At 49.4% G+C, this 20,367-nt stretch carries 11 protein-coding genes; 10 read left to right on the top strand and 1 reads right to left on the bottom strand.

The window, feature by feature from the left end; genetic code table 11:
* Nucleotides 1-366: 366 nt before the first annotated feature.
* Entirely contained in the window at nt 367-1,299 is a 933-nt protein-coding gene (locus MKY85_RS27690) for a hypothetical protein (protein ID WP_339238355.1), read from the bottom strand.
* Between the two features lie 408 nt (nt 1,300-1,707).
* On the opposite strand from MKY85_RS27690, the gene MKY85_RS27685 reads away from it, so the two are divergent.
* The 10 genes from MKY85_RS27685 (at nt 1,708) to MKY85_RS27640 (ending at nt 20,198) form a co-directional block, all read left to right on the top strand.
* Nucleotides 1,708-3,501, top strand: a complete 1,794-nt coding sequence (locus MKY85_RS27685; protein ID WP_342571264.1) for a vWA domain-containing protein — start codon at nt 1,708-1,710, stop codon at nt 3,499-3,501.
* 258 nt (nt 3,502-3,759) lie between these two features.
* The gene (locus MKY85_RS27680) at nt 3,760-7,149 is read left to right on the top strand and encodes a tubulin-like doman-containing protein (RefSeq protein ID WP_342571263.1); all 3,390 of its coding nucleotides are present in this window, start codon (nt 3,760-3,762) and stop codon (nt 7,147-7,149) included.
* A 1-nt stretch (nt 7,150) separates the two neighbouring features.
* Nucleotides 7,151-9,598 (top strand): transcription initiation factor TFIID, encoded by a 2,448-nt coding sequence (locus MKY85_RS27675; protein ID WP_342571262.1) that lies wholly within the window; start codon nt 7,151-7,153, stop codon nt 9,596-9,598.
* An 86-nt stretch (nt 9,599-9,684) separates the two neighbouring features.
* Nucleotides 9,685-10,968, top strand: a complete 1,284-nt coding sequence (locus MKY85_RS27670; RefSeq protein ID WP_342571261.1) for a vWA domain-containing protein — start codon at nt 9,685-9,687, stop codon at nt 10,966-10,968.
* Between the two features lie 19 nt (nt 10,969-10,987).
* Complete coding sequence (locus tag MKY85_RS27665; RefSeq protein WP_339238343.1) at nt 10,988-11,635, top strand: beta-mannanase; 648 nt, start codon at nt 10,988-10,990, stop codon at nt 11,633-11,635.
* Between the two features lie 90 nt (nt 11,636-11,725).
* Nucleotides 11,726-12,985, top strand: a complete 1,260-nt coding sequence (locus MKY85_RS27660) for a hypothetical protein (RefSeq protein WP_339238341.1) — start codon at nt 11,726-11,728, stop codon at nt 12,983-12,985.
* Nucleotides 12,982-16,245 (top strand): hypothetical protein, encoded by a 3,264-nt coding sequence (locus MKY85_RS27655; protein ID WP_342571260.1) that lies wholly within the window; start codon nt 12,982-12,984, stop codon nt 16,243-16,245. Before MKY85_RS27660 ends, MKY85_RS27655 begins: the two co-directional genes overlap by 4 nt.
* A 487-nt stretch (nt 16,246-16,732) precedes the next feature.
* The gene (locus MKY85_RS27650) at nt 16,733-17,617 is read left to right on the top strand and encodes an ABC transporter ATP-binding protein (RefSeq protein ID WP_339238337.1); all 885 of its coding nucleotides are present in this window, start codon (nt 16,733-16,735) and stop codon (nt 17,615-17,617) included.
* Nucleotides 17,618-17,856: 239 nt separating this feature from the next.
* Nucleotides 17,857-18,336, top strand: coding sequence for a glutathione peroxidase (locus tag MKY85_RS27645; protein ID WP_339305213.1), 480 nt, complete (start codon nt 17,857-17,859; stop codon nt 18,334-18,336).
* 500 nt (nt 18,337-18,836) lie between these two features.
* On the top strand, nt 18,837-20,198 hold the full coding sequence (locus tag MKY85_RS27640) for an FAD-dependent oxidoreductase (protein WP_339257747.1): 1,362 nt from the start codon (nt 18,837-18,839) through the stop codon (nt 20,196-20,198).
* Nucleotides 20,199-20,367: the final 169 nt, after the last annotated feature.

Here is a 20,367-nt window from a genome sequence, read left to right as displayed (position 1 = left end):
GCGGAACCACGTCGCGGCCCTTTTTCAACAGGACAGATGATTCTTTCCGCTTATTCTTTTTGTCATCTGCGAGTGCCTGTTGGCAAGCCTGCTTGATCCATGGAAAATGCCATTTAGATATTGGCCACCTAGTTTTTCTTTTGACCGTGTACTGCGGACAACACTCGGCAAACTTCCATAAAATTCAAAACACCTCATCCTAGACCTAAGGATGGGGTGTTTTTGGCTGAATTCTTATATCATTAGAAGCATAACCTTTGATTCGTGGTGTTGATGGGCATGCAGGGATGGATGAAATTGCAATCGTCTATATACACGGAGTGAGTTTGCACTAAACTACGTTTTTTCAGTTCCAGTATGTCATCCCTACATGTGAATATCTGCGTACTGATCCCGATATTTCTCGTTATACACTCGGCCCACCGACTCCGCCAGTCCTCCGCGTGCTTTGCTCGGATAGCGTTCAATCGTGTGATAAAGTCTCATGAATCGATCTTTGGGCATAAAGCGAGCGTAGCGGGTAATAAGACTAGGGAATAACTCAATATATTTACTCTTGCGCACGGCAGCAGCAGCTACGGCTGTAAGAATCTGAATTCCATTGTGGAGCTGTAAAATGTTCACTTCATAGGTTGCGATATAACGAATCGCGTCTTCCCGGATCAATTCCGGCTTAAGCCGTGCAATCTCACCGATATATTCAGCCAGCAGCCGCTCGAAGCTACGTAGCAGCAAGGGTTTGAGCTGCAAGTCCATATCACTGCGCAGGACAAAGGATTGTAATAGCGCAACCTGTTGCAGTCGAATCCGGTCATTGAAGACGAGTGAGCCGATCTCGCGAAGCATCTCATAGGCCAGTGCTTCATCCTGCTTGCGGGCTTCGGCGACCAGAGCCCAGTTGCGGTTGATGCCCTGACGGATGAGCTCCTCATCCTGTTGCAACATGCGCTTCAACTCGCGCTGCTGCTCTACTTCGAACGAACGATTCTGCATGAAGATCAGCAATGCCAGAAGCAACAGGGAAACGCTGGCTGCCGCCATGGTCTGATCTATGGTTTCACCAAAATAGGTGGCCGCTGCACCGAACAATAAGGTAATGAACAGGTCGCGTGCAATTCGACGTTTCACACGGGAAGTCGCTTTCGCCTGAACGGAAATCAGGGTACCCCTGCCACAGGCTGTGCACTCATCTTCCCACAGGCAGGTATACTGTCCGCAACGTGTGCAGACTTGCAACTTTTCATAGGCATAGGTCGTTCGATGAAATGGTCTTATGGATACGACTAGTTTAGTACTCATGCTCAATCACGCTCACCATTCAGAATAGTGTAGAGGGTACGATCCGTGTCTTCGCGGGAAACCGGCTTCCGCCGATGAAGCTGGAGTGAAATTACCTTTATGATGACAAAAAGAAACAATATGGCGAGGCATCCGTATGTAACCATAATCCGTTCCCTTCTATGGCTTGGTGAACAAGCGCTGTTATATTGCAGTTTGCTGGCAATAACTATATCATATTTCCATAGTTGGTACTTTTGTGCCAGTTCAAGGCATGAAATCGTCGATTTTTGTCAGTCATTACAAAACTGTAACTCAAGATAGGGGTGCTTTTCAGAATTTATTAGTAGACTGTTAAGATTTCCTTAAGGCTTGACGCCTATAATAAACTATTCCCATTTTAATCTCAAACGTGAAGGAGTACACCCAATGCTGCGGACACGCAAAATACGCTGGCTGAGCGGAACGATGGTTCTGCTGGCCATTCTAACGCTACTGCTACCTCAGGCGTTGCTGCCACACGCTGCAGCGGCTCAGGCACAGACGAGCGGAATCGATGCGGTACTTGTAGCCGATGTAAGTAATTCAATGAATACAAGTGACCGTGACAAGATCAGTAATGAAGCCATGAAAATGTTTATTGATATGCTGCCCGTCCAAGGGGACAAGGTAGGGATTGTCGCTTATACCGATCAGGTGGAGCGGGAAAAGGCAATGCTTACGATTCAGTCCGATGCGGACAAGAGCAGCCTGAAGGACTTTATTGATCAGCTCGGCCGGGGGCCATACACCGATGTCTCAGTTGGTGTCGCCGAAGCCATGAACATACTGAATCATGGTGCAGACCCATCTCACTCGCCAATGATCGTGCTGCTGGCGGATGGCAACAATGACTTTAACAAAACCAAAGGCCGTACACAGGCACAATCCGACGCTGATCTGGCGAAATCCGTGAAGGAAGCACAGGATCAAGGTATCCCGGTGTATACAATAGGACTGAACGCAGATGGCAAGTTGAACAAGGATGCACTCGCAGACCTCGCGAAGCAGACCGGAGGCAAGTCATTCATTACCGATACGCCGGATGATCTGCCACAGATTCTGAGTGAGATCTTCGCCGATCATGCCAAACTCAATGTGGTGAAGCTGCCCTCTGTGACAGGAAACGGCAGTTATCAGGAAGTTACCGTGAACGTGCCAAATGACAGTGTACTGGAAGCAAACATCTCGATTATGTCCTCGAAGCCGGTGGAAGTGCAATTGATGGACCCTTCCGGACAAGCCGTGGACCTGAACTCGGATGCAGCCAAGCTCTCGACATCGAAGAGTTATTCGCTCGTGAAGCTGTTGAAACCCCAACAGGGAGACTGGAAACTTCGGGTAAAAGGGGCTCCGAAAGACAGCATCGATATCAACCTGCTGTTCAACTATGATCTTCAGCTCGTTGTGGACCCGATTAAGACCAAGTCCTATACCAAAGGGGACAAGGTTGATCTTGCTGCCAAACTGGAGAATGGCGGTCAGGCACTTCAGGATAATGATCTGTATGCAGATATGAAGGCCACGCTGGTTGTGAAAGATGTCGATACAGGCAAAAGTGAAGAACAATCGCTGGACAATACAGGTTCTGGTTTTGCCGGAACATTTGAAGTACCGGACAATCATAACTACGAATTGGTCATCCGTGCGGAAGAAGACAGCTTCTACCGTGAAAGTGCGCCAATCACGATTAACGCAGGCGGAGCAACCGGAAGCGGTGCTCAACCGACCTCGCCAGGCGGTGAACAGGACAAGTCGTTCCCTTGGTTACCTGTCATTCTGGGTGTAGTAGCCCTGATTGTGGTCGGTGTGGGTGTCTGGTTCCTGATGGGTTGGCTGAAACGCAAAAACCGGGGCTTTGTCGGTCAGATGATCGTTGAGATTCGTGATGAGAACACGGGCGACAAGTCATATCCACAATATAAAAAGCTGGTATCCTTCCGGGGCCGATTCCATCTGCATCAATTGTTGCAACTGGACCCTGAGCTGAAGGAAACCGAAAAATATGTATTTACGCCCAGCAATGGCGATCGAATTATCATTCGTAACACCGCAGGCGGTACGTTGGAGAAATCCGGTCGTGCAGTCGATGCAAGCTCAGGCGTTGAACTGAAGAACGGTGACCGACTGAGCATCCCGCTGCAACAGGCAGACAAAACGATTTTGATCGAGTACCTGGTGTGAAGGATTATTTGATTTAAATTGATTGTTTGGTTTAAAAGGAATGCCAATAAAATTTGGGACCAACTGTTTACACGAGAACGCAGAGGACGGAAATAACGTGAAGAAGCGGAAGCGTTCGCCTTTATCCCCGGATTTTCACTTTGTAAAAGTGAATTGAAAAAATCTGGGGATAACAGCGATCGGAAGGTTATTCTGTCATCGGAGTGGCAAGTGTAATGAGTTTGTGCCCAACTGGTCTAACTAAAGGGAGGACATGGAATGAAACCGATTGTTAGAGAACATATTCAGCAACTGGATGTATCACTTGGCGGAGGCATTGTCAGTGAGAAGATCAGAGTTGATACCATTGATAACCCCATTCTGATTATTGGTCTGGGAGGAACGGGAATTGATGCACTGCTGCGACTGAAATATCAGATCAACCGTCGTTTCAAGCTGCCGCAGGACCCGGTATCCAAGAAAAAAATGGACAAGCCGGACAATGTGGAATTTTTGGCTTTTGAGACAAACGAACAGGATCGCGCCAAAAAGTATAAAGGAATAGGACTTGATCCGATCAATGAATTCGTCTTGCTGTCCAATGCCGAGATTGGCGGACTGCTACAGAACCGCAGCGTGCTGGAACCGTATATTACGGACTGGCTGTCTCCCGAACTGAGCATCACGGACGGCATGAATGGCGCTGCAGGTGTGCGTCAGGCTGGACGTCTACTCTTGTTCACCAAGATTAATCAGGTTGTTCAGGCCATCGACAAAAAGATCAAAACCTTATCCGTAGGCACCAACAAAAAACTGATGGTGTTCCTGCTGACAGGTCTGTCCGGCGGTACAGGCAGCGGCTGTTTTCTCGATATTTCCTATATCGTGCGCGGCATTATCGAACGGGATCACGGCTCTGCGGGGATTGACCGCGTGAATACGCTGGGCTACCTGTTCACGCCAGACGTGAACCTGTCCAACAAAAGCTTGAGCGAACACACACGCGAATACATTCGCAAGAACGGATATGCGGCACTCAAAGAGCTGGATTATTGGATGAACGTGGATAGCCGTGGTGAGCGGTTTACACAGAAGTACGGCAATATTTTAACCGTCAACTCACCACTGCCTCCATTTAACCTGTGTCATCTGATCTCTGCGACGAATACCGAAGGCAAGCTGCTGGAGAACGCCTACGATTACTGCATGAACGTCACGGCCGAGAACATTACCAACTTCATGGCAAGTGAGGAGAAGCAGTCAGGTGAGGAGTTCGCGATCCATGACTATATCAGCAACATTCGCACGAACATTGCACAGATGAACAAGGTGTACCCGGCCAACTATGATTACAACATCATTGGTGCCTCTTCGGCTGTACTGCCGATTGAAGAGATGACCACGTATCTGGCGTATCGCATGTTCGACAAAATGAATACCATGTTCTCCAAAGCGCCGAACCAGGAGGATACCGAGAAGTTTGCCCGCAAGCTCGGCATTGATCTCGAAAGTGTGGTCAAGTCCTTCGAAGCGCGCGTGCCAGAACCGCTGCCTGGATATCAGAACAGCGAGCGCCTATCCTATGGCAATGTGGTGAAATCCCAGGTTGTGAATATGGACACCGAACTGGAGCAGAACTTCCTGGCACGTGCCCGTGAAGAATATATCAAGGCGAAGAAACAACTGCCGGGTGAGATTGCCGGTCAGTTTACCGAACAGATCCGTCGAATGTTTTTGCATCCCGAACAAGGTCCGTTCTATGTATCTCGTCTCATTTATACGGAAAAAGGGTTCTGTGTACTGAAGATGATTCAGTCGTACATTGAAACCCTGCGTGAGAATGCCTTCCGCATTCCGCGTGATATTGAAGCAGCTCAGGAGCAGTCCGAAGAGAAGCTGGGCGATGCGAAGAGTGCTTTTGTCTCCAAAGAGAAGAAAAAGAATGCTTATATTGAAGCAAAAATTCATGAGTACTGGCTGCACGCCGACGTGGAACGCAACGATCAGATGATCGAGTTCTATGAAGATCTGTATGAGTTGCTGAATCAGGAAAACAGCCGCATTTATAACGTATTTACCGAGACGCTGAACGCCCTTAGCTCGATATTCGCGAAGAATGGCGACCTGCTGACACGCGGCGAGGAACAATCCGATCACAAAGGCAACAAGACATACTACTGGAACGTCGTAAGTGTACCGGATATCGTCAGTGTGGTGGACGGGCTGTTGGATAAGCGTGATACAGATGATCTGATCCGCGACTTCTCTCGTGAATTGCTGGAAAACTCCAGCCAGTGGGTGAAAGAGAACGAGATTGATATCGTCAGCTCCATCTCCGACTTCCTGAGTGAGAAATTCGGTGATCTGATTACCCGTTCCATGGAAGATTTCCTTGTGATCAAATACGGTCAGGATGAGTCGGTCGAGAAATTCGTGGAACGTTTTATTGCCGGCAAGCTGGATGATGAGGCCGTTCCGGTGTTCAATCTGAGCAACAGTACAGGCAGTCTGCATTTCCCTTCATGGGGATTTGTATCCGTACCGGCACAGGCGCCAGGTATTCTGAAAGGGATTCGCAATTATCAGAACAATGCGGTAGGCAAATCTCATTTTACCGTGAAGGAAAGTGAAGTGCGTAACCGGATCTTCTGGCTGAATACCCGCAACGGGGTACCACTCTTTGTGTATACACCGCTCAAAGTATATGAGGAAAGTTATGAACGTACCATTTTGGACAAAGAAGGCATTGGTCGTCATTTGGTACAAACGGAGAAAAACAACTGGACCTATCTGCCATCTCCGATTCCAGAGAAATCATGGGGAGATGTGTACGAGAACACCCGTGTGAAACAGTATAATGCCCGTGTGCGTAACGAATTCGAGCAGGCGCTCGGATACAACATCGTGACAGCCAAATCCATTGATGAGAATACAAGTAACCGGTATGCGATTGTGACAACAGAAGCGTTTGACTTGTCCGCCAAACTGGCAGCCTACGACATGCGTCTGACGTCCACCACGCCGAACCTCGGCGAAGTGAAGCGGGCGGTGATTGAGCTGAAACGTCTGCAATCCGAAGGGTTACCACGTGTAGGAGTTAAGGATATTTTCGGCAGTATTAACGAAGATATGGCCAAAGAAAACCTGGTACGCTCTCCGCAGCTGATCGCACGCGTTCGTGAGGAACTGGCGAAGATGAATGCCATCTCTGCCAAAGTTGCCGAACTCGAAGGCATTCTTGCCCAGTACCAGGACGAAGAGCAGTGGTACGACCGCTTTATCGAAGCACTCTATACAGACACCATCGTCAAAAAAGGTGCGCTCTACGTCTATGACCGTGACCCGGAAGAAGACGCTTGGGAACCGTTTGCGAACCTGATGAAGAGCCGTAACTTTGCCGAGTATGAAGTGTTTGGCAACTTCCGCGGTCTGGCGGAGAAGGATCGCAGTACATTGTTGCGCAAAGCCACCCGCCGCGATAATGATCTGACGGCTTCAGAAGATATCACTCCATTGCTGACAAAGCTGGATGATCTGGCTGCGCTGTTCATGGAATCACGTGATCGTCTCGAATATGAGCGGGTAGAACTGGCTAACGGCGAAGACATCTATCAGTTCTACAGAACGATGTCGTCCAAGCTGAACGACATTCGCAGAAGGCTGAAGTAAGATGGTGACCGGGATGGAGTTCAATTCGAACAATACCCTGAAGCGTGATTTGGAGAAGTATGCAGCGCAGTATGCAATGGAGCAGGAGCGTCAAGGCAGCCTGGGGGATGGACGCAGCAGTATCCATTACCCGGCTTTGTTCCTTTTCGTGGGTGATCTGGTTGCACCTGCCGTGTCTGCTGTGCAGGAGATCAATCGGCTGAAATGGGATAACGGAGACGGTGTGGTCTACATTCAGATCGGGACAGACGATCAGGAAACGGCTCCGGGTGAAACGAGCAATAGTGGCTCGTCCGATGATGGCCAGGTGACTCGTCACCGTTTGCCTCTGTCCGCGGGGCAGACGGAGCGGCCGTCCAAAACGCGGCGTAAGGATGTACATCACAGTTTCCACGAATCGGATCAGGCGCTCTATGACCTGAATCGTACGCTTCGGCGGGTCAGTAACCGCATTGCCGAATATGGACGTCTGTACTCGTCATTTGATCGGATTTACGTTACGGTGGTAACCAGAGCCGATGATCCATTGAATGTATTGTTGCCAGAGCTCACCAAGCTGACGGAGATCATTTTGTCCCAAGCCTTCAAGTCGGTGCAGACAGACCTGCATGTATTGGTCAGCGAGATGGAACAGGTGGATTCCTTCGGGTATGCCAGCGCAGCAGGTCTTGCTTTTCTGCGTGAACTGGATTATATGCAGTCTTTGGACTACACGTTCAGCGGTAATCTGCTGGTGACGGAGGATGGGATCTCCATTCCGGTTACACATCACGCGTCACCGTTGTATGATCTGGTATATCTGTTGTCTGACAAAAATGAGCGTGGAACCGGCGTTCCCGGTGGCTGGATTGAAAATGCCGAGATCATCTGCCGGATCTGCCTGTTGAAGAACAGGAAGCAGGATGCGAATCACTCGGGTACCGTTTCGAGCACGGGAGCGAACACGTACAACAATACATCCTTCAAAAACAATATTCGCACCACCTCTGATCAGCATGGTTATGCAAGTGCGGGTTTTGCCGAGATCAGGCGGCCAAACAAGCCGATAGCACTGGCGGTTTTATATCACATGTATCGGTACCTGCTCGCACGCATGCGGCAGGAGCCGGATTGGAGCATCAAGGACAAGCTTGCTTTCTTCGGACTGGACGCGGCCTCGGTGGAACGCAAAGTTGAAGGTCTGTTGCCGGGTGAAGATCTGGTTAGTGGCATGAGTGGCATCATGACGCATAACGTCAGTTTCTCCGATCTGAAGCTGCTCTCGCTTCGTGAAGCGGAGAGAGCGCTGTTCGGACAAGGCGCTGAAGCGTACTTCCGTGATAACGTCGTCCGGCTTGTTGAAGAGCGTGTGCGCGAGCGCAGTTCTGGCGGCTCTCTTCGCCGTCAGGCCGAACAATCCCGCGCGGAGCATCCAGAGGTTGGATACTTCCAATGGGCAGCCTGGAGTGATAATGAGCCTGGCAGTGTTCGTGAAGCGCTGCTCGGACTGATTCGTGATAAATCGATGCAGCTTGAATCGGCACGTGCACTGTTAGAGCAACGTCAGCAAGAGCGGGTGGAAGATCAGTCGTTCAAACGAGCGTTGTTCCGTGATAAACAGAATGTACGCAATCTGATTGACTGTATGCTGGAACGAGTGTACGTACCGAAGGTAGAATTGCTGCGACTGGAAAATGAATTACATCTACTGCGCATCTACGATACGGAGATGGAAGAGCTTCACCAATTCAGTCGCCACGTCACTGCGGCACTTGAAGCGCTGGAACGCACACTGCGAGAGACAGCTGCCCAAAGTATCGCTGCTGCGGATGAATACATCGGTCAGAACGTGATGGAGTACTACGGCAAAGTGACAGAAGAGCTAATCATCGACCTGGAAGCCAAGCGCGGACGGGATGTATGGTTCGAGGATCGTTACATGGGAGACATGAACCGGCTTGCGACAGAAGGCGATGACCGTCTGCTCAAACGTCTGATGGAGGTATGTCACTCGTTGCTGCTTGCGGCCGAGCCGTTGCAATTGCCATTTGAAGAAGAGCTGTTGCAGCGGGCCAATGTGACGATTGCCTACGGAGACAAAGACGTATTGACCCGGGATGATCTGTTCCGCAGGTTATACCACACGCTGGAGGATCAGGCGGTCGTTCGGGTACGGGTATTTGATTATACGCAGGAACATCGGTATGAAGAGAAGTATTTCTTTGGTGACCATCATAGTGCTTTCATGGACTACGCGGCACATGCCGAAGAGACATCACGCATCTACAAGCTGGGTGTGGTGTACGAAGAACGCAGCAGTGGAGTGGAGAAGCTGAATCTGATGGGAGGTTTCCATCTGGAGGATCTCATGGTGTATCGGAACGGCAAGGTATATTATGACTCGTACACGGAGAATGGCTATGAACTTCACCCCGCAGGTCTGTTGGAAAAGTTGTCACCCATTCGTTAAGGCGTCTGGCTGTGTCATGACACCCTGCTACAATCTTGTATTAACTCAGCCTGCTTAAGGCTGGTATGGAAAGGATGCATGTGGACATGCAGCGAAAAATCAATCTTCTCCTGGTCCTGTTCAGCCTGATTGGCGGAGCAGTGGGCTTTGCGGCAGGAGAAATCATGCTGCGTCAATGGCTTGGGGAGATGCCACGTCTGTTGCTGATGGGCTTATACTTTGGCGTACTGGCGCTGAGCGTTGGATTGTTCTGTTTGATCGCAGAGATGATCTCACCCAAGCTGAATGGTGCTTCATGGAAGCTCCGATATCTGGGACTGTCGTGGAAATTGCTTGTTCCGGCAACACTCGCTCTCTTGTTTGTTGTTGGACTCGCGCTGCAATTGCTGTACCAGATCAATCCGGGCGGTGTGAAGCAAGTGAAGGACATCGTACTGATGATCGATAACTCGGGCAGCATGAGCGAGACAGATCCGGATAACGGACGCTTTGAAGCAGCCAAGACACTGATTAGTCAAATGGAGAGTGACAAACAGGTAGCTGTCATTACGTTTGATGACCAGCCACAGTTGTTACAGCCGTTTATTGCGCTGGATAGTGAAGCGGCCAAGAACGAGGTTTATGGCAAAATTGATGGCATTGTCACGACTTCAGGCGGCACCAATTTTGATGCCGTGCTGCGGGAAGGCATGGAACAGATTCAGGGCAAACAGGACCCGAAACGCGGTACGGTTGTCATCTTGTTATCCGATGGCTTCAGTGAAGCGGATACGGCCGATATTTTGTCCCAGTACACCAATGAACAGATTTCTATTAATACAGTCGGCCTAAGCCTGGTGGACCCATCGGGTACGGATCTGCTGCGTAATATTGCCCAGCAAACGGGTGGCATGTACTATGATGTACCGGATTCCGGCGGTCTGAATCTGGCATTCCAGCAGATCTACGATACGATTGATGAACGGACGCTGGTGACGGAGCGCACTGGTATGATGGAGCATAGCGTTTATCTGGCGATTTTCCGTGTAGCAGCAGTGTTACTGATTGGAGTAGCATTGGGTGTATCCCTTGGACTCGTATTCGATAACCGTCATCTCGCGCTCAGCTTTGGTATTGGTGGTGCGGTGTCGGGTCTACTGGCAGGGCTTCTGCTGGAATGGAGCCTCGACGGTTCGAACGTGGGGGATACCTTCGTACGACTTGGTGCGATGCTCATCTTATCTGGCGTATTGACCCTCTTCTCCTGGATTGTTCCGATCAAGGAGAACACGCCGCGGAAGAGCAGGGGACGCCGTGAAGCTGGCGGAGGAACTTCTTCAGCTGAAGGATTCGGTCAGAGAGCAAGAGATTCACGCAGCAAAGGATTCTAACGTCGGGAGGTCAATGGAAATGCGATTTACGGATGCTGACCCTTCGACACCCTTGATTCGAAAACTGACACTTGCGGTGGACGAAGGGCGTTGTACACTTCGCTGGCTCTGGCCGGAACGGGTTGAAGCTGTGTATGTGGAACGGCTGGAGCTGGATATGATGAGCGATGATCGTACCGGGGAAGAGTCTGCACAGGGCAAGCTGAAGCTGTACACAAGAGAGGAATATAAGGCGAGCAACGGTTACACAGATCGGATCACGGGTTTTGGTGCCATTAAGTACACGGTGTATGTGTGTCAGATGCAGGAAGACGGGCCTGTGCTGATCCGTCAACGAGATGAAGACAATATGGTGATTGCAAGCGCTGGGAAGGCGGACATCCGCTTCTCCATTCGCTACAAGAGCGGTTTTTTTCAGAAGCGAAAAAGTGTATTGATCACCGTCACAGCGGAGGTGCCTGTTCCGAAGGAAGCCCTCTGTTATGTTCGCAAGCAGGGCGGGGTGCCGCTGAATAAGGAAGATGGTACGGTGTATCCTTTTGTGAGTGATTTTGCTCCCGGAAGAAATGAGATGCCGCCCGTTGAAGTCGCCAAGGATGATTATGTGCGATTATTCTTCACGGACGGACCGAAATATGGAGCCGCCTATCGGCTTATATCAGACTAGATCGTTGGACTAGCGATTGGAAGATTAATCTGTCATCGTAGTGCGATTGTAAATCATCTTAGTCTGACTGATTAGGGGAGGGGAGTGGCTATGAGCTTTTTTAGTCGGTTTTTGAAGAGACAACAGCCGGAGGAACGCCCGCTGTTTTACGATATTGTCTGTCCTTATTGTTTCAGCAAGTTTTCACCGGAAGAGGTGGTGTTCCGCGCCGCCCATCACCGCGATGATGATGAGGACTACGCACTCGGGGAAGATGCAAAGTTGAATCGGTATCGCGAACGATTCGGACTCGACACGGTATTTGATATGGAGGCCGTATTGGCTCCGCATGATGTACCGGAGGAACATCGGATTTATTCCGATAATATCGTGATGGGTCTGAACGATCGGTACGGTGTCGTTACACGTCGCCGTTTGTGCCCGCAATGTCATAACGAGCTACCTGTTACGGCAGGTAAAGCACCCAGCAATATCATTTCCATTATCGGTGCATCTCAAGTGGGGAAATCCGTCTACATGACTTCATTAATTCATACATTGCAGCATTATACAGCGGATCATTTTGACGCGGCTTGCATGCCTCTGAATGCGGAGATCAGCCGCCGGTTCCGTGCGGATTATGAAGAACCGTTGTTCGAACGGGGCGATCTGCTGGATTCCACACAGAAGGAAAAGCTGCAGGAGCCGTTTATCTTCCAGTTTGTGTTCAAGGACGAAGATAAAGCGCCGCTAACACTGGTGTTCTTTGACGTTGCGGGTGAAGGTATGGTGGAGCAGGATTATCTCGGACTTCACGGGCAGCACATCAAGAACTCGGCAGGTATCCTGTTCATGGTGGACCCGCTTCAGATTCGTTCGATTCGGGACAAAATCCGTATTAACCTCGGCAACGAGCCGGGCGAGTGGACACCGCGATACGATGAGCCGCGCGACGTGGTGCTCACGATGTTTGGAGATTTTATCGCGTATCAGGACAAAGCCAAGACGAATATTCCAACAGCCGTGGTGCTCACGAAAAGCGACATGCTGCATTCCCTCAAGGATGAAGAGGGGGATTATATCAAATCTAACAGTAACGTCTTTCGCAACATGGTGCACCGCGATTATTTCGACTTAACTGAGTTCGAGAATATCGACGGAGAGATCCGCCGTTTTATCGAGAAGGTGGATCGTCCGTTCAAGGGCACGATGGATGTGTACTTCAAGGATACAGCCTATTTCGCCGTATCTGCGCTGGGCAGCAATCCGGTGGATATGAAATTGCAGGGTGTGGTTAGCCCGATCCGCGTGGATGAACCCTTCCTGTGGCTGTTGTACAAGCTGAAGTACATTGAGGGGAGAGTGGGATGATGCGTTCTTCCGTAACCCCGCCCATTGAACAACAGTTGTATACCCGAGAGCGGCGCGGGGTGTTCCGCACAACAGAGGGGTTTGATACGGTTGCGGCATCGCCGGGACTGGACCCTTCTTTTATCAAAAAAGTGCTTCACCCCTACTGTGTCTATGACGCTCCGGCGGAGCTAACTGGCCGTAGCGAGAAGGACGAGACAAAGTTTCCGGCTTCCATTCACCTGCTTCATCTGGAGAGTGGAGAGACGATCCTTGGGCAAAATGTGTACCAGTCTGCGGATTTCACGGGGCTGCGCAGTGCCTTTTTTGCTCATAACTACGTCTTGTCTCCCGAGCGCTCGGAAGAGCAGATGAAGCAAGGCGGCTGGCTGGATGTCATGTTCGCCACGTCCTATGACATCGAACAAGGTACAGTACTGCCTACGCTTGCTGAATTGCCTACATCACTTGGAAGTGGACAGGGCGCGGCAAGAGATGCAGCTGCTGGACAAGAAGGACGGGCTCAGCCTGGTGCCAGTCTGAGTGCAGATTCATCGCCAAACCAGATGCTGAACGCCTTGAAGATGAACGAAGTGCTGTTCAAGCGACTGCTTTACGCGGTAATGCAGTCTGTAGCGACACGCAGAAAAGTATACATTGCACTGGACCTTCCCGCAGAAGAAGTGACCGCAGGGGCCAAAGGATTGCTGCGTTTGCTGTACACAGCGTTACCATACGCATTCCGGCGGCAGTTGGGATTCATGACGTTTGCCAAGGAGCCGCAGGCCAAGAAGGGCATCCATATCCAATTTGTAGAGCGGGGGACGTTACGTCCGAAAGACCGAAATACGGAGAAGGACTTCACCTTTGATATGGTATCCGGCAGAGTGACGCATGCGGATGCATCTGTGGCGAAGTTACCTTATGCGGAATTCGCCTGGGCCTTATTGCAGGAACCGGGTGCTGCGGATGCGTTCTATACATTTGCAGACGAGATGTTGTCTGGCATGGAACCTGGACGGGAGCTTTCCATCGAAGCCTATGGCGAACTCGCGGTGTTCTATGGTCTTGAACAAGGCAGGGAAGATCTGTACTTGGATAACAAAAGTCATGTTCTGAGTGGTTTGTTGACCTATCTGAAGCCGGAAGGTGGAACACGGCAGCGTTCCCGTCTGAACGAGCTGTTCCTGACCTTGCTCAGCCGGGAACTGGACAGCGTGAAGCGTGAGAACGTACCCGAAGAAGCGGTTGCTGCTCGCATTGGAGAATACTTCCGTGTTGCCGCGCCTGTGGTGCAATCCTGGATAGTGGACTATTTCATATACGGTGTCAATAATGCCCGAGCCCAGAAGCGTATGCGTGCGGTGCAGGAATTGTATGCTGTGTTGGATCGGGATACCCAGCTGAATCGGGCTTTCTTCGATAAAGTGCTTGCCAATGAATCGCTCACCAAGTTATTGTTCGATCCTTATCTGGACAATCAGTTGAAACGCACCGAATCGGCAGGGAATGTCGTGGAAGTGATCCGAAGATGGGTTACAGCTCATCCATCTGCGATTCATTACAGCTACTTGCTGGAGCGGACAACCAGTGAGCTGCGTGAACGGTTATGTTCTGCACCGAGTCCGGTGCAATCCGCGAATGAAGCACTCCAGCGCGTTAGCATACTGGATCAGGTACCAGCTGAAGGTATGTATGATAAAGGTATTACGGTACGAATTGGTCAGTCTGAATCTACAGCCCGCCCTAATCGAAAAGGAGCACCTCTGTCTGTCAGTCAAGATCCGGCATATCAGGAGGAGTTAACCCGACTGGCAGACAAGCTTGCTTATGTCATTAATCTGTTTATGATTCAGGATCTGGATCTGGAACGGGTTAACCGTGAGCAGCTACTCAGCATTGATATATTGCAACATGGCAATGAGGTTCGGGATTGGGCAGCACGTCAGGGCGCTGATGTATCTGCTCGAACGAACATGATGCTGGCTGCGAGAGCGTGGCTTAGTGGCGAGGGAAATGAAGATGAGGCATTGGAGGCACTTTCCCTTCCGGAACGCAATGATCTTCAACGCTGGACACGTCGCTGGCTTGCTGTGGAGCTCCAGGCTCATCCGGGGATCGCGGCCTATGAAGCGTTGCCGATGGCTTTTTATCGGGGAGGAAGCGGTAGCAACCGACTGGATTATCCTGGCCTGATTGAGTTCGTCCGCACCAATGCAAGTCGTGTTGAAGGGCTGTATCCATTTTTCGAATGGTCAGGAGATCAACGTATGTTTGTTCGGGGTTCCAATACGCATAAAGGATATGCGGATGCCCTTGTGGCCTATTTCAAGGCCCATGACCGTGAAGCTTTCAAGTCGAAGTCGGCTTTCAAACCGTATTATACGAGAGCGAACAAGGCAATGAAGCCGGTCTATGACCGTGCCAAGACAGAATTGTCATCCACATTGATGAGGATGCTAACAGGCAAAAGGAAGAATCTGTTCGGATTGCTCCTCTTGATCCTGGTTCTGGGTATTGCTGGCGGTACATATGCATGGATGAAAGATTCTGTAGAGCCGCCAGCGGCATCTCCTCCATCTAACCAGGAGCCTGCTATACCGTCTGAACCCGAGGTACAGCTCGCGGAGCAGATTGCTTATATAATTCCTCCCAGTGAACAGGAGGGTACCCAATCACCTGCTCAACTGGTGATCCGTTTCAGAAACGATACGGGAAGCACTGAGTTTGAGCAAGGCAAACTCCAATTGACAATGAAAGATGGCAGTACCCAGGAGCTGGATACCACAGGCAAGTGGGAGAGCTTTAATCGGAATGAAGAGCCGGATAACCAAGAGCCTTCTGATGGTAGTTCAGGAAGTACTTCCGAAGGAAGCACGGATGGGTCGTCAGCGGGAACCGCGGGGAACAACGAGCAGGCGGAGGATGGCGATCAGCAGGCGGACCCATCAACATCGGGTGATAACACTTCAGATCCTGCTAATGATACAACAACGGATACAGGGACGAATGCATCGTCTAATGCTGCGAGTGGAGGCACGGATCAAGGCACCGATGCAGATCAAGTTAATACAGGTTCGACATCGCCTGACACATCCGTATCCAATGAAGAGAATGCGACCAATCCTGCACAGATGTCTATTGGAGATGCAGATCGTCTCTATCCGTATGGATTGCAGATTGATCTTCCAGCAGATCTTGATGCTGAGAGTATTGCCAATGTGCAGAGTACGCTGGGCGGGATGACCGTCATCCAATTGATGCCGCAGCCGAAGCTGTAAGTTATTTTATTTGGCCCTGTTGCATAGATTCATTGAGTACCTTTTGATCAAATATTGAAATATGCTGACTTCATATCTTATTAAACGTGTATGTGGGATGACCTTGAACTTTAGATTTCAAGGTCATCTTTTTTTGATCCACACCCCAGATGTAGCAATCGCACGACAAAAAATTGATACATTCACAATTCGGACACAAAATCAATGATTCAAGTGCCTGGGAGATAAGCGGAAGTGATGAAATGCGCGTGCTGAATGAGAAAAGCTCTCATATGTAAACGTAAAGAACCACTCCAATTTGCTTAAAAAGGTCCAAATTAAGCTTGGAACAAGCAGAAGATTTGCATTTTCATGTTGACAAATGATAATGATTATCAGTATCTTTAGTGTAGAAGATATTTGCGTCGGAAATACACAGAATTATAATTTCGTTTTCGTTGTCATAGCCGGATTACATAATCGGGATAAATGAGAGAGGGATGATCGCATGTTTCGTCTGGAGACGACCAAGCTGGATATCGCTTATGAGGAAAGACTAATTGTAGAGGATCTGAATATTCAGATTCCCCAAGGAAAAATTACAGCACTTGTTGGAGCCAATGGATCAGGGAAGTCAACCATCCTGAAAACGATGGCACGTATTATGTCACCAAAAGCAGGTAATGTATTACTCGACGGGAAGTCCATCCATAAACAATCCACGCGTGAAGTTGCCAAGCAACTTGCGATTTTGCCACAGAATCCAACCGCTCCTGAAGGACTTACCGTTACTGAACTGGTATCGTATGGTCGATTTCCTTATCAAAAAGGGTTTGGCTCCATGCGGGCGGAAGACAAACGCATGATTGAATGGGCGATTGAAGTGACAGGTATGACAGAATTCCACGATCGTCCGATTGATCAACTGTCCGGTGGACAGCGCCAGCGTGCCTGGATTGCCATGGCACTTGCTCAAGAGACGGATATCCTGTTCCTGGACGAGCCAACAACGTTCCTGGATATGGCTCACCAGCTTGAAGTACTGCAACTGCTTGAGCAGCTGAATGCCACAGCTAACCGTACCATTGTTATGGTTGTACATGACTTGAATCATGCTTCCCGTTATGCACATCACATGATTGGTATCAAAAAAGGTAAAGCCATTGCTCAGGGTTCACCTGTGGAAGTCATGAACTCGGATGTGCTTCGTGAAGTATTCAACATTGAAGCAGATATCGTGATTGATCCGCGTTCCGGTGTACCACTCTGCTTGCCCTACGCACTTGCAGGCGAACGCCAGCAACCGAAACAACCGGAGCAGATGGTTATGAACAGTGCAATGGTTCATGCTGGAGGACGGACAGAACAGCGCGTTCAAGCGTTAGGAAGTTAACAAATGGGCCCTATGTGGTCCTTACATTATAGAATGAAGCCGCTGTGCGCTATCGCAGGCGGCTCTTTTGCGTTTATGGGGAATTTGCAACGCATGGGAGCGAAGGGGAACGTGCAGACCCGGAATTTGGTAATCACATCGGATCAGGTTTATAATGATAAGACAGGCTGTATGTTCATTGGTTATATTTGCGTGCTCGGAGCAGCCCAAACCAACACTTGTCATGGGAGGAATCAGTCATGTCCGTATATTCATATCAAGCGGTAACCACCGCGAACCAGGAAGTCTCACTGGATCTGTATCAAGGTAAGGTATTGGTCATTGCCAATACAGCTAGCAAGTGTGGACTTACTCCGCAATACGGTGAATTGCAAAAACTTTATGATCGTTATCGCGATCAGGGTCTCGTTGTACTGGGTTTCCCTTGTAACCAGTTTGGAGGGCAGGAGCCAGGTACAAGCGAGGAAGCCGAGTCATTTTGCCAAATTAACTATGGTGTGAATTTCCCGGTGTTTGCCAAGGTAGATGTGAATGGTGAGGATACACATCCCCTGTTCCAATACCTCAAGGAGCAACAACCTGGCGCAGGTGAAACGAGCGACATCCAATGGAACTTTACCAAGTTCCTTGTTAACCGTGAAGGTGAAGTGGTCGGTCGTGTTGAACCGAAAGAATCTCCGGAGACAATGATCGCAGATATTGAGAAATTGCTCGGTTAAACCATGATTGTTTGAGAAGCCTGTCCTTGCATGTGCAAGGACAGGCTTCTTTGATTATTTTATATACGTGGCTTGTTGAGGGAGAACATCCGTTTTAATCATATCGGGTGTGGAGAATGGGCAGGAGCAGCAGAGCAGCATAGGGGATATTTCCTGCAGCTCTCATCAGGGGGACGTCAAGCGAGACAGGAACCACGCAGAGTACGACAAACATTGAACGACAAGGAGTTGCGGAAGCCATTCGCATAGCATAAATAGACCTAAATTCGGGGACAATGAAATCAATACAATGAAGGGAAGAAAGGCTTAAAATAAAGCGAGTGACCTCCTTCGACAATTTTTTTTTGCTCAACCTATTGCAATGTGAAAAAGATCACATTATAATAAGTGTATAAAGTGAAATAAATCACATACACAGTCTCGAACAGGAAGTGAAATATTTCACAACTATAATAACGTTATATTCAAACTCATTTATATATTTCGAGGAGGAACTTTTAATGAAAATCGCAGTTATCGGATGTACACATGCAGGGACCGCAGCCATCGTAAATACCGCTAAATTGTACCCGGATGCTACCATCACCGTGTATGAGCGCAATGACAACATCTCCTTCCTATCTTGTGGCATTGCGCTCTACGTAGGTGGGGTTGTGAAAGATCCTGACGGCTTGTTCTATTCTTCGCCTAATCAGTTGGCAGAGCTTGGTGTTGAGACCAAGATGCTTCATGAAGTTACAGCAGTTGATGCCAAAGGCCATACCCTTCAGGCTAAAAACCTGCAAACCGGGGAAGAATTTGAAGATACGTTTGACAAACTGATCGTGACCACTGGTTCATGGCCTGTCGTTCCGAAGCTTGAAGGCATTGAGATGGACAACATTTTACTTTGCAAAAACTACAATCATTCCAACACAATTATTGAAAAAGCCAAAGATGCCAAACGTGTTACCGTTGTAGGTGCCGGATATATCGGCGTTGAATTGGTGGAAGCTTTCCAGATGAACGGCAAGGAAGTTACCCTGATCGACAGTGTGGACCGGATTTTGAACAAATACCTGGATCCTGAGTTCACAGATGCAATTGAAGATACGCTGACTGGGCGTGGCATCAAGCTCGCTCTTGGTCAAACGGTACAGAAGTTTACTGGAGAGAATGGCAAAGTGACCAAGGTGATCACGTCCAAAGGAGAGTTCGAAACCGATCTGGTTATTCTCTGCATTGGTTTCCGCCCAAATACCGAGCTGCTCAAAGGCCAAGTGGATATGCTGCCAAACGGCGCAATCATCGTGGATAAATATATGCAAACCAGTCAAAAAGACGTCTTCGCTGCGGGTGACAGCTGTGCCATTCATTACAACCCGACAGGCAAAGCATCTTACATTCCACTGGCAACCAACGCCGTGCGGATGGGTACACTTGTAGCCCGTAACCTGGTTCGTCCTACGACACCGTATATGGGTACACAAGGAACATCGGGTATCAAAATTTATGAGCAAAATATCGCGGGTACGGGGATGACGGAAACGTCTGCTGCTGACGAAGGTCTGATTGTGGAGTCGGTAGTATTGGAAGACAGCTATCGTCCGGAGTTCATGCCAACGGCGGAGAAACTGTTGCTCAAAGTGGTCTATGAGCAGGCTACTCGTCGGATCGTTGGAGCACAGGTGATGTCTCAGGTTGATCTGACCCAATCGATTAATACGATTTCGGTCTGCATCCAAAACAATATGACCGTAGATGAGCTGGCCTTCATCGACTTCTTCTTCCAGCCACACTACAACAAACCGTGGAACTTCCTGAACACGGCGGGTCTGCAAGCACTGCCACCGGTAGAAGTAAAAGCACCAGCAATGGTGTAAGGAAGCAGAATCCATGCTAAGCAGTGAGCATGACAGACGACATACGAGGATAAGTCATGTTGTCCGAAAATGCGACATGTACAATAACTGCCGAGCTTACGAAACAAGGCAGACGATCATAAAGGAAAAGGAAGACTGGCGAGTATATCGTCAGTCTTTTTTTTCATGA

The sequence above is a fragment of the Paenibacillus sp. FSL R5-0749 genome (assembly GCF_038595085.1).
Classification (GTDB): Bacteria; Bacillota; Bacilli; order Paenibacillales; family Paenibacillaceae; genus Paenibacillus.
Note: the sequence above shows the minus strand (reverse complement) of the source record. Positions and strands in the feature narration are given on the sequence as shown.

Bases quoted from the DNA above. Each gene is read 5' to 3' on its own strand.
- MKY85_RS27690 (WP_339238355.1), bottom strand. From the start codon at position 1,299: ATGAGTACTAAACTAGTCGTATCCATAAGACCATTTCATCGAACGACC.
- MKY85_RS27685 (WP_342571264.1), top strand. From the start codon at position 1,708: ATGCTGCGGACACGCAAAATACGCTGGCTGAGCGGAACGATGGTTCTG.
- MKY85_RS27680 (WP_342571263.1), top strand. From the start codon at position 3,760: ATGAAACCGATTGTTAGAGAACATATTCAGCAACTGGATGTATCACTT.
- MKY85_RS27675 (WP_342571262.1), top strand. From the start codon at position 7,151: ATGGTGACCGGGATGGAGTTCAATTCGAACAATACCCTGAAGCGTGAT.
- MKY85_RS27670 (WP_342571261.1), top strand. From the start codon at position 9,685: ATGCAGCGAAAAATCAATCTTCTCCTGGTCCTGTTCAGCCTGATTGGC.
- MKY85_RS27665 (WP_339238343.1), top strand. From the start codon at position 10,988: ATGCGATTTACGGATGCTGACCCTTCGACACCCTTGATTCGAAAACTG.
- MKY85_RS27660 (WP_339238341.1), top strand. From the start codon at position 11,726: ATGAGCTTTTTTAGTCGGTTTTTGAAGAGACAACAGCCGGAGGAACGC.
- MKY85_RS27655 (WP_342571260.1), top strand. From the start codon at position 12,982: ATGATGCGTTCTTCCGTAACCCCGCCCATTGAACAACAGTTGTATACC.
- MKY85_RS27650 (WP_339238337.1), top strand. From the start codon at position 16,733: ATGTTTCGTCTGGAGACGACCAAGCTGGATATCGCTTATGAGGAAAGA.
- MKY85_RS27645 (WP_339305213.1), top strand. From the start codon at position 17,857: ATGTCCGTATATTCATATCAAGCGGTAACCACCGCGAACCAGGAAGTC.
- MKY85_RS27640 (WP_339257747.1), top strand. From the start codon at position 18,837: ATGAAAATCGCAGTTATCGGATGTACACATGCAGGGACCGCAGCCATC.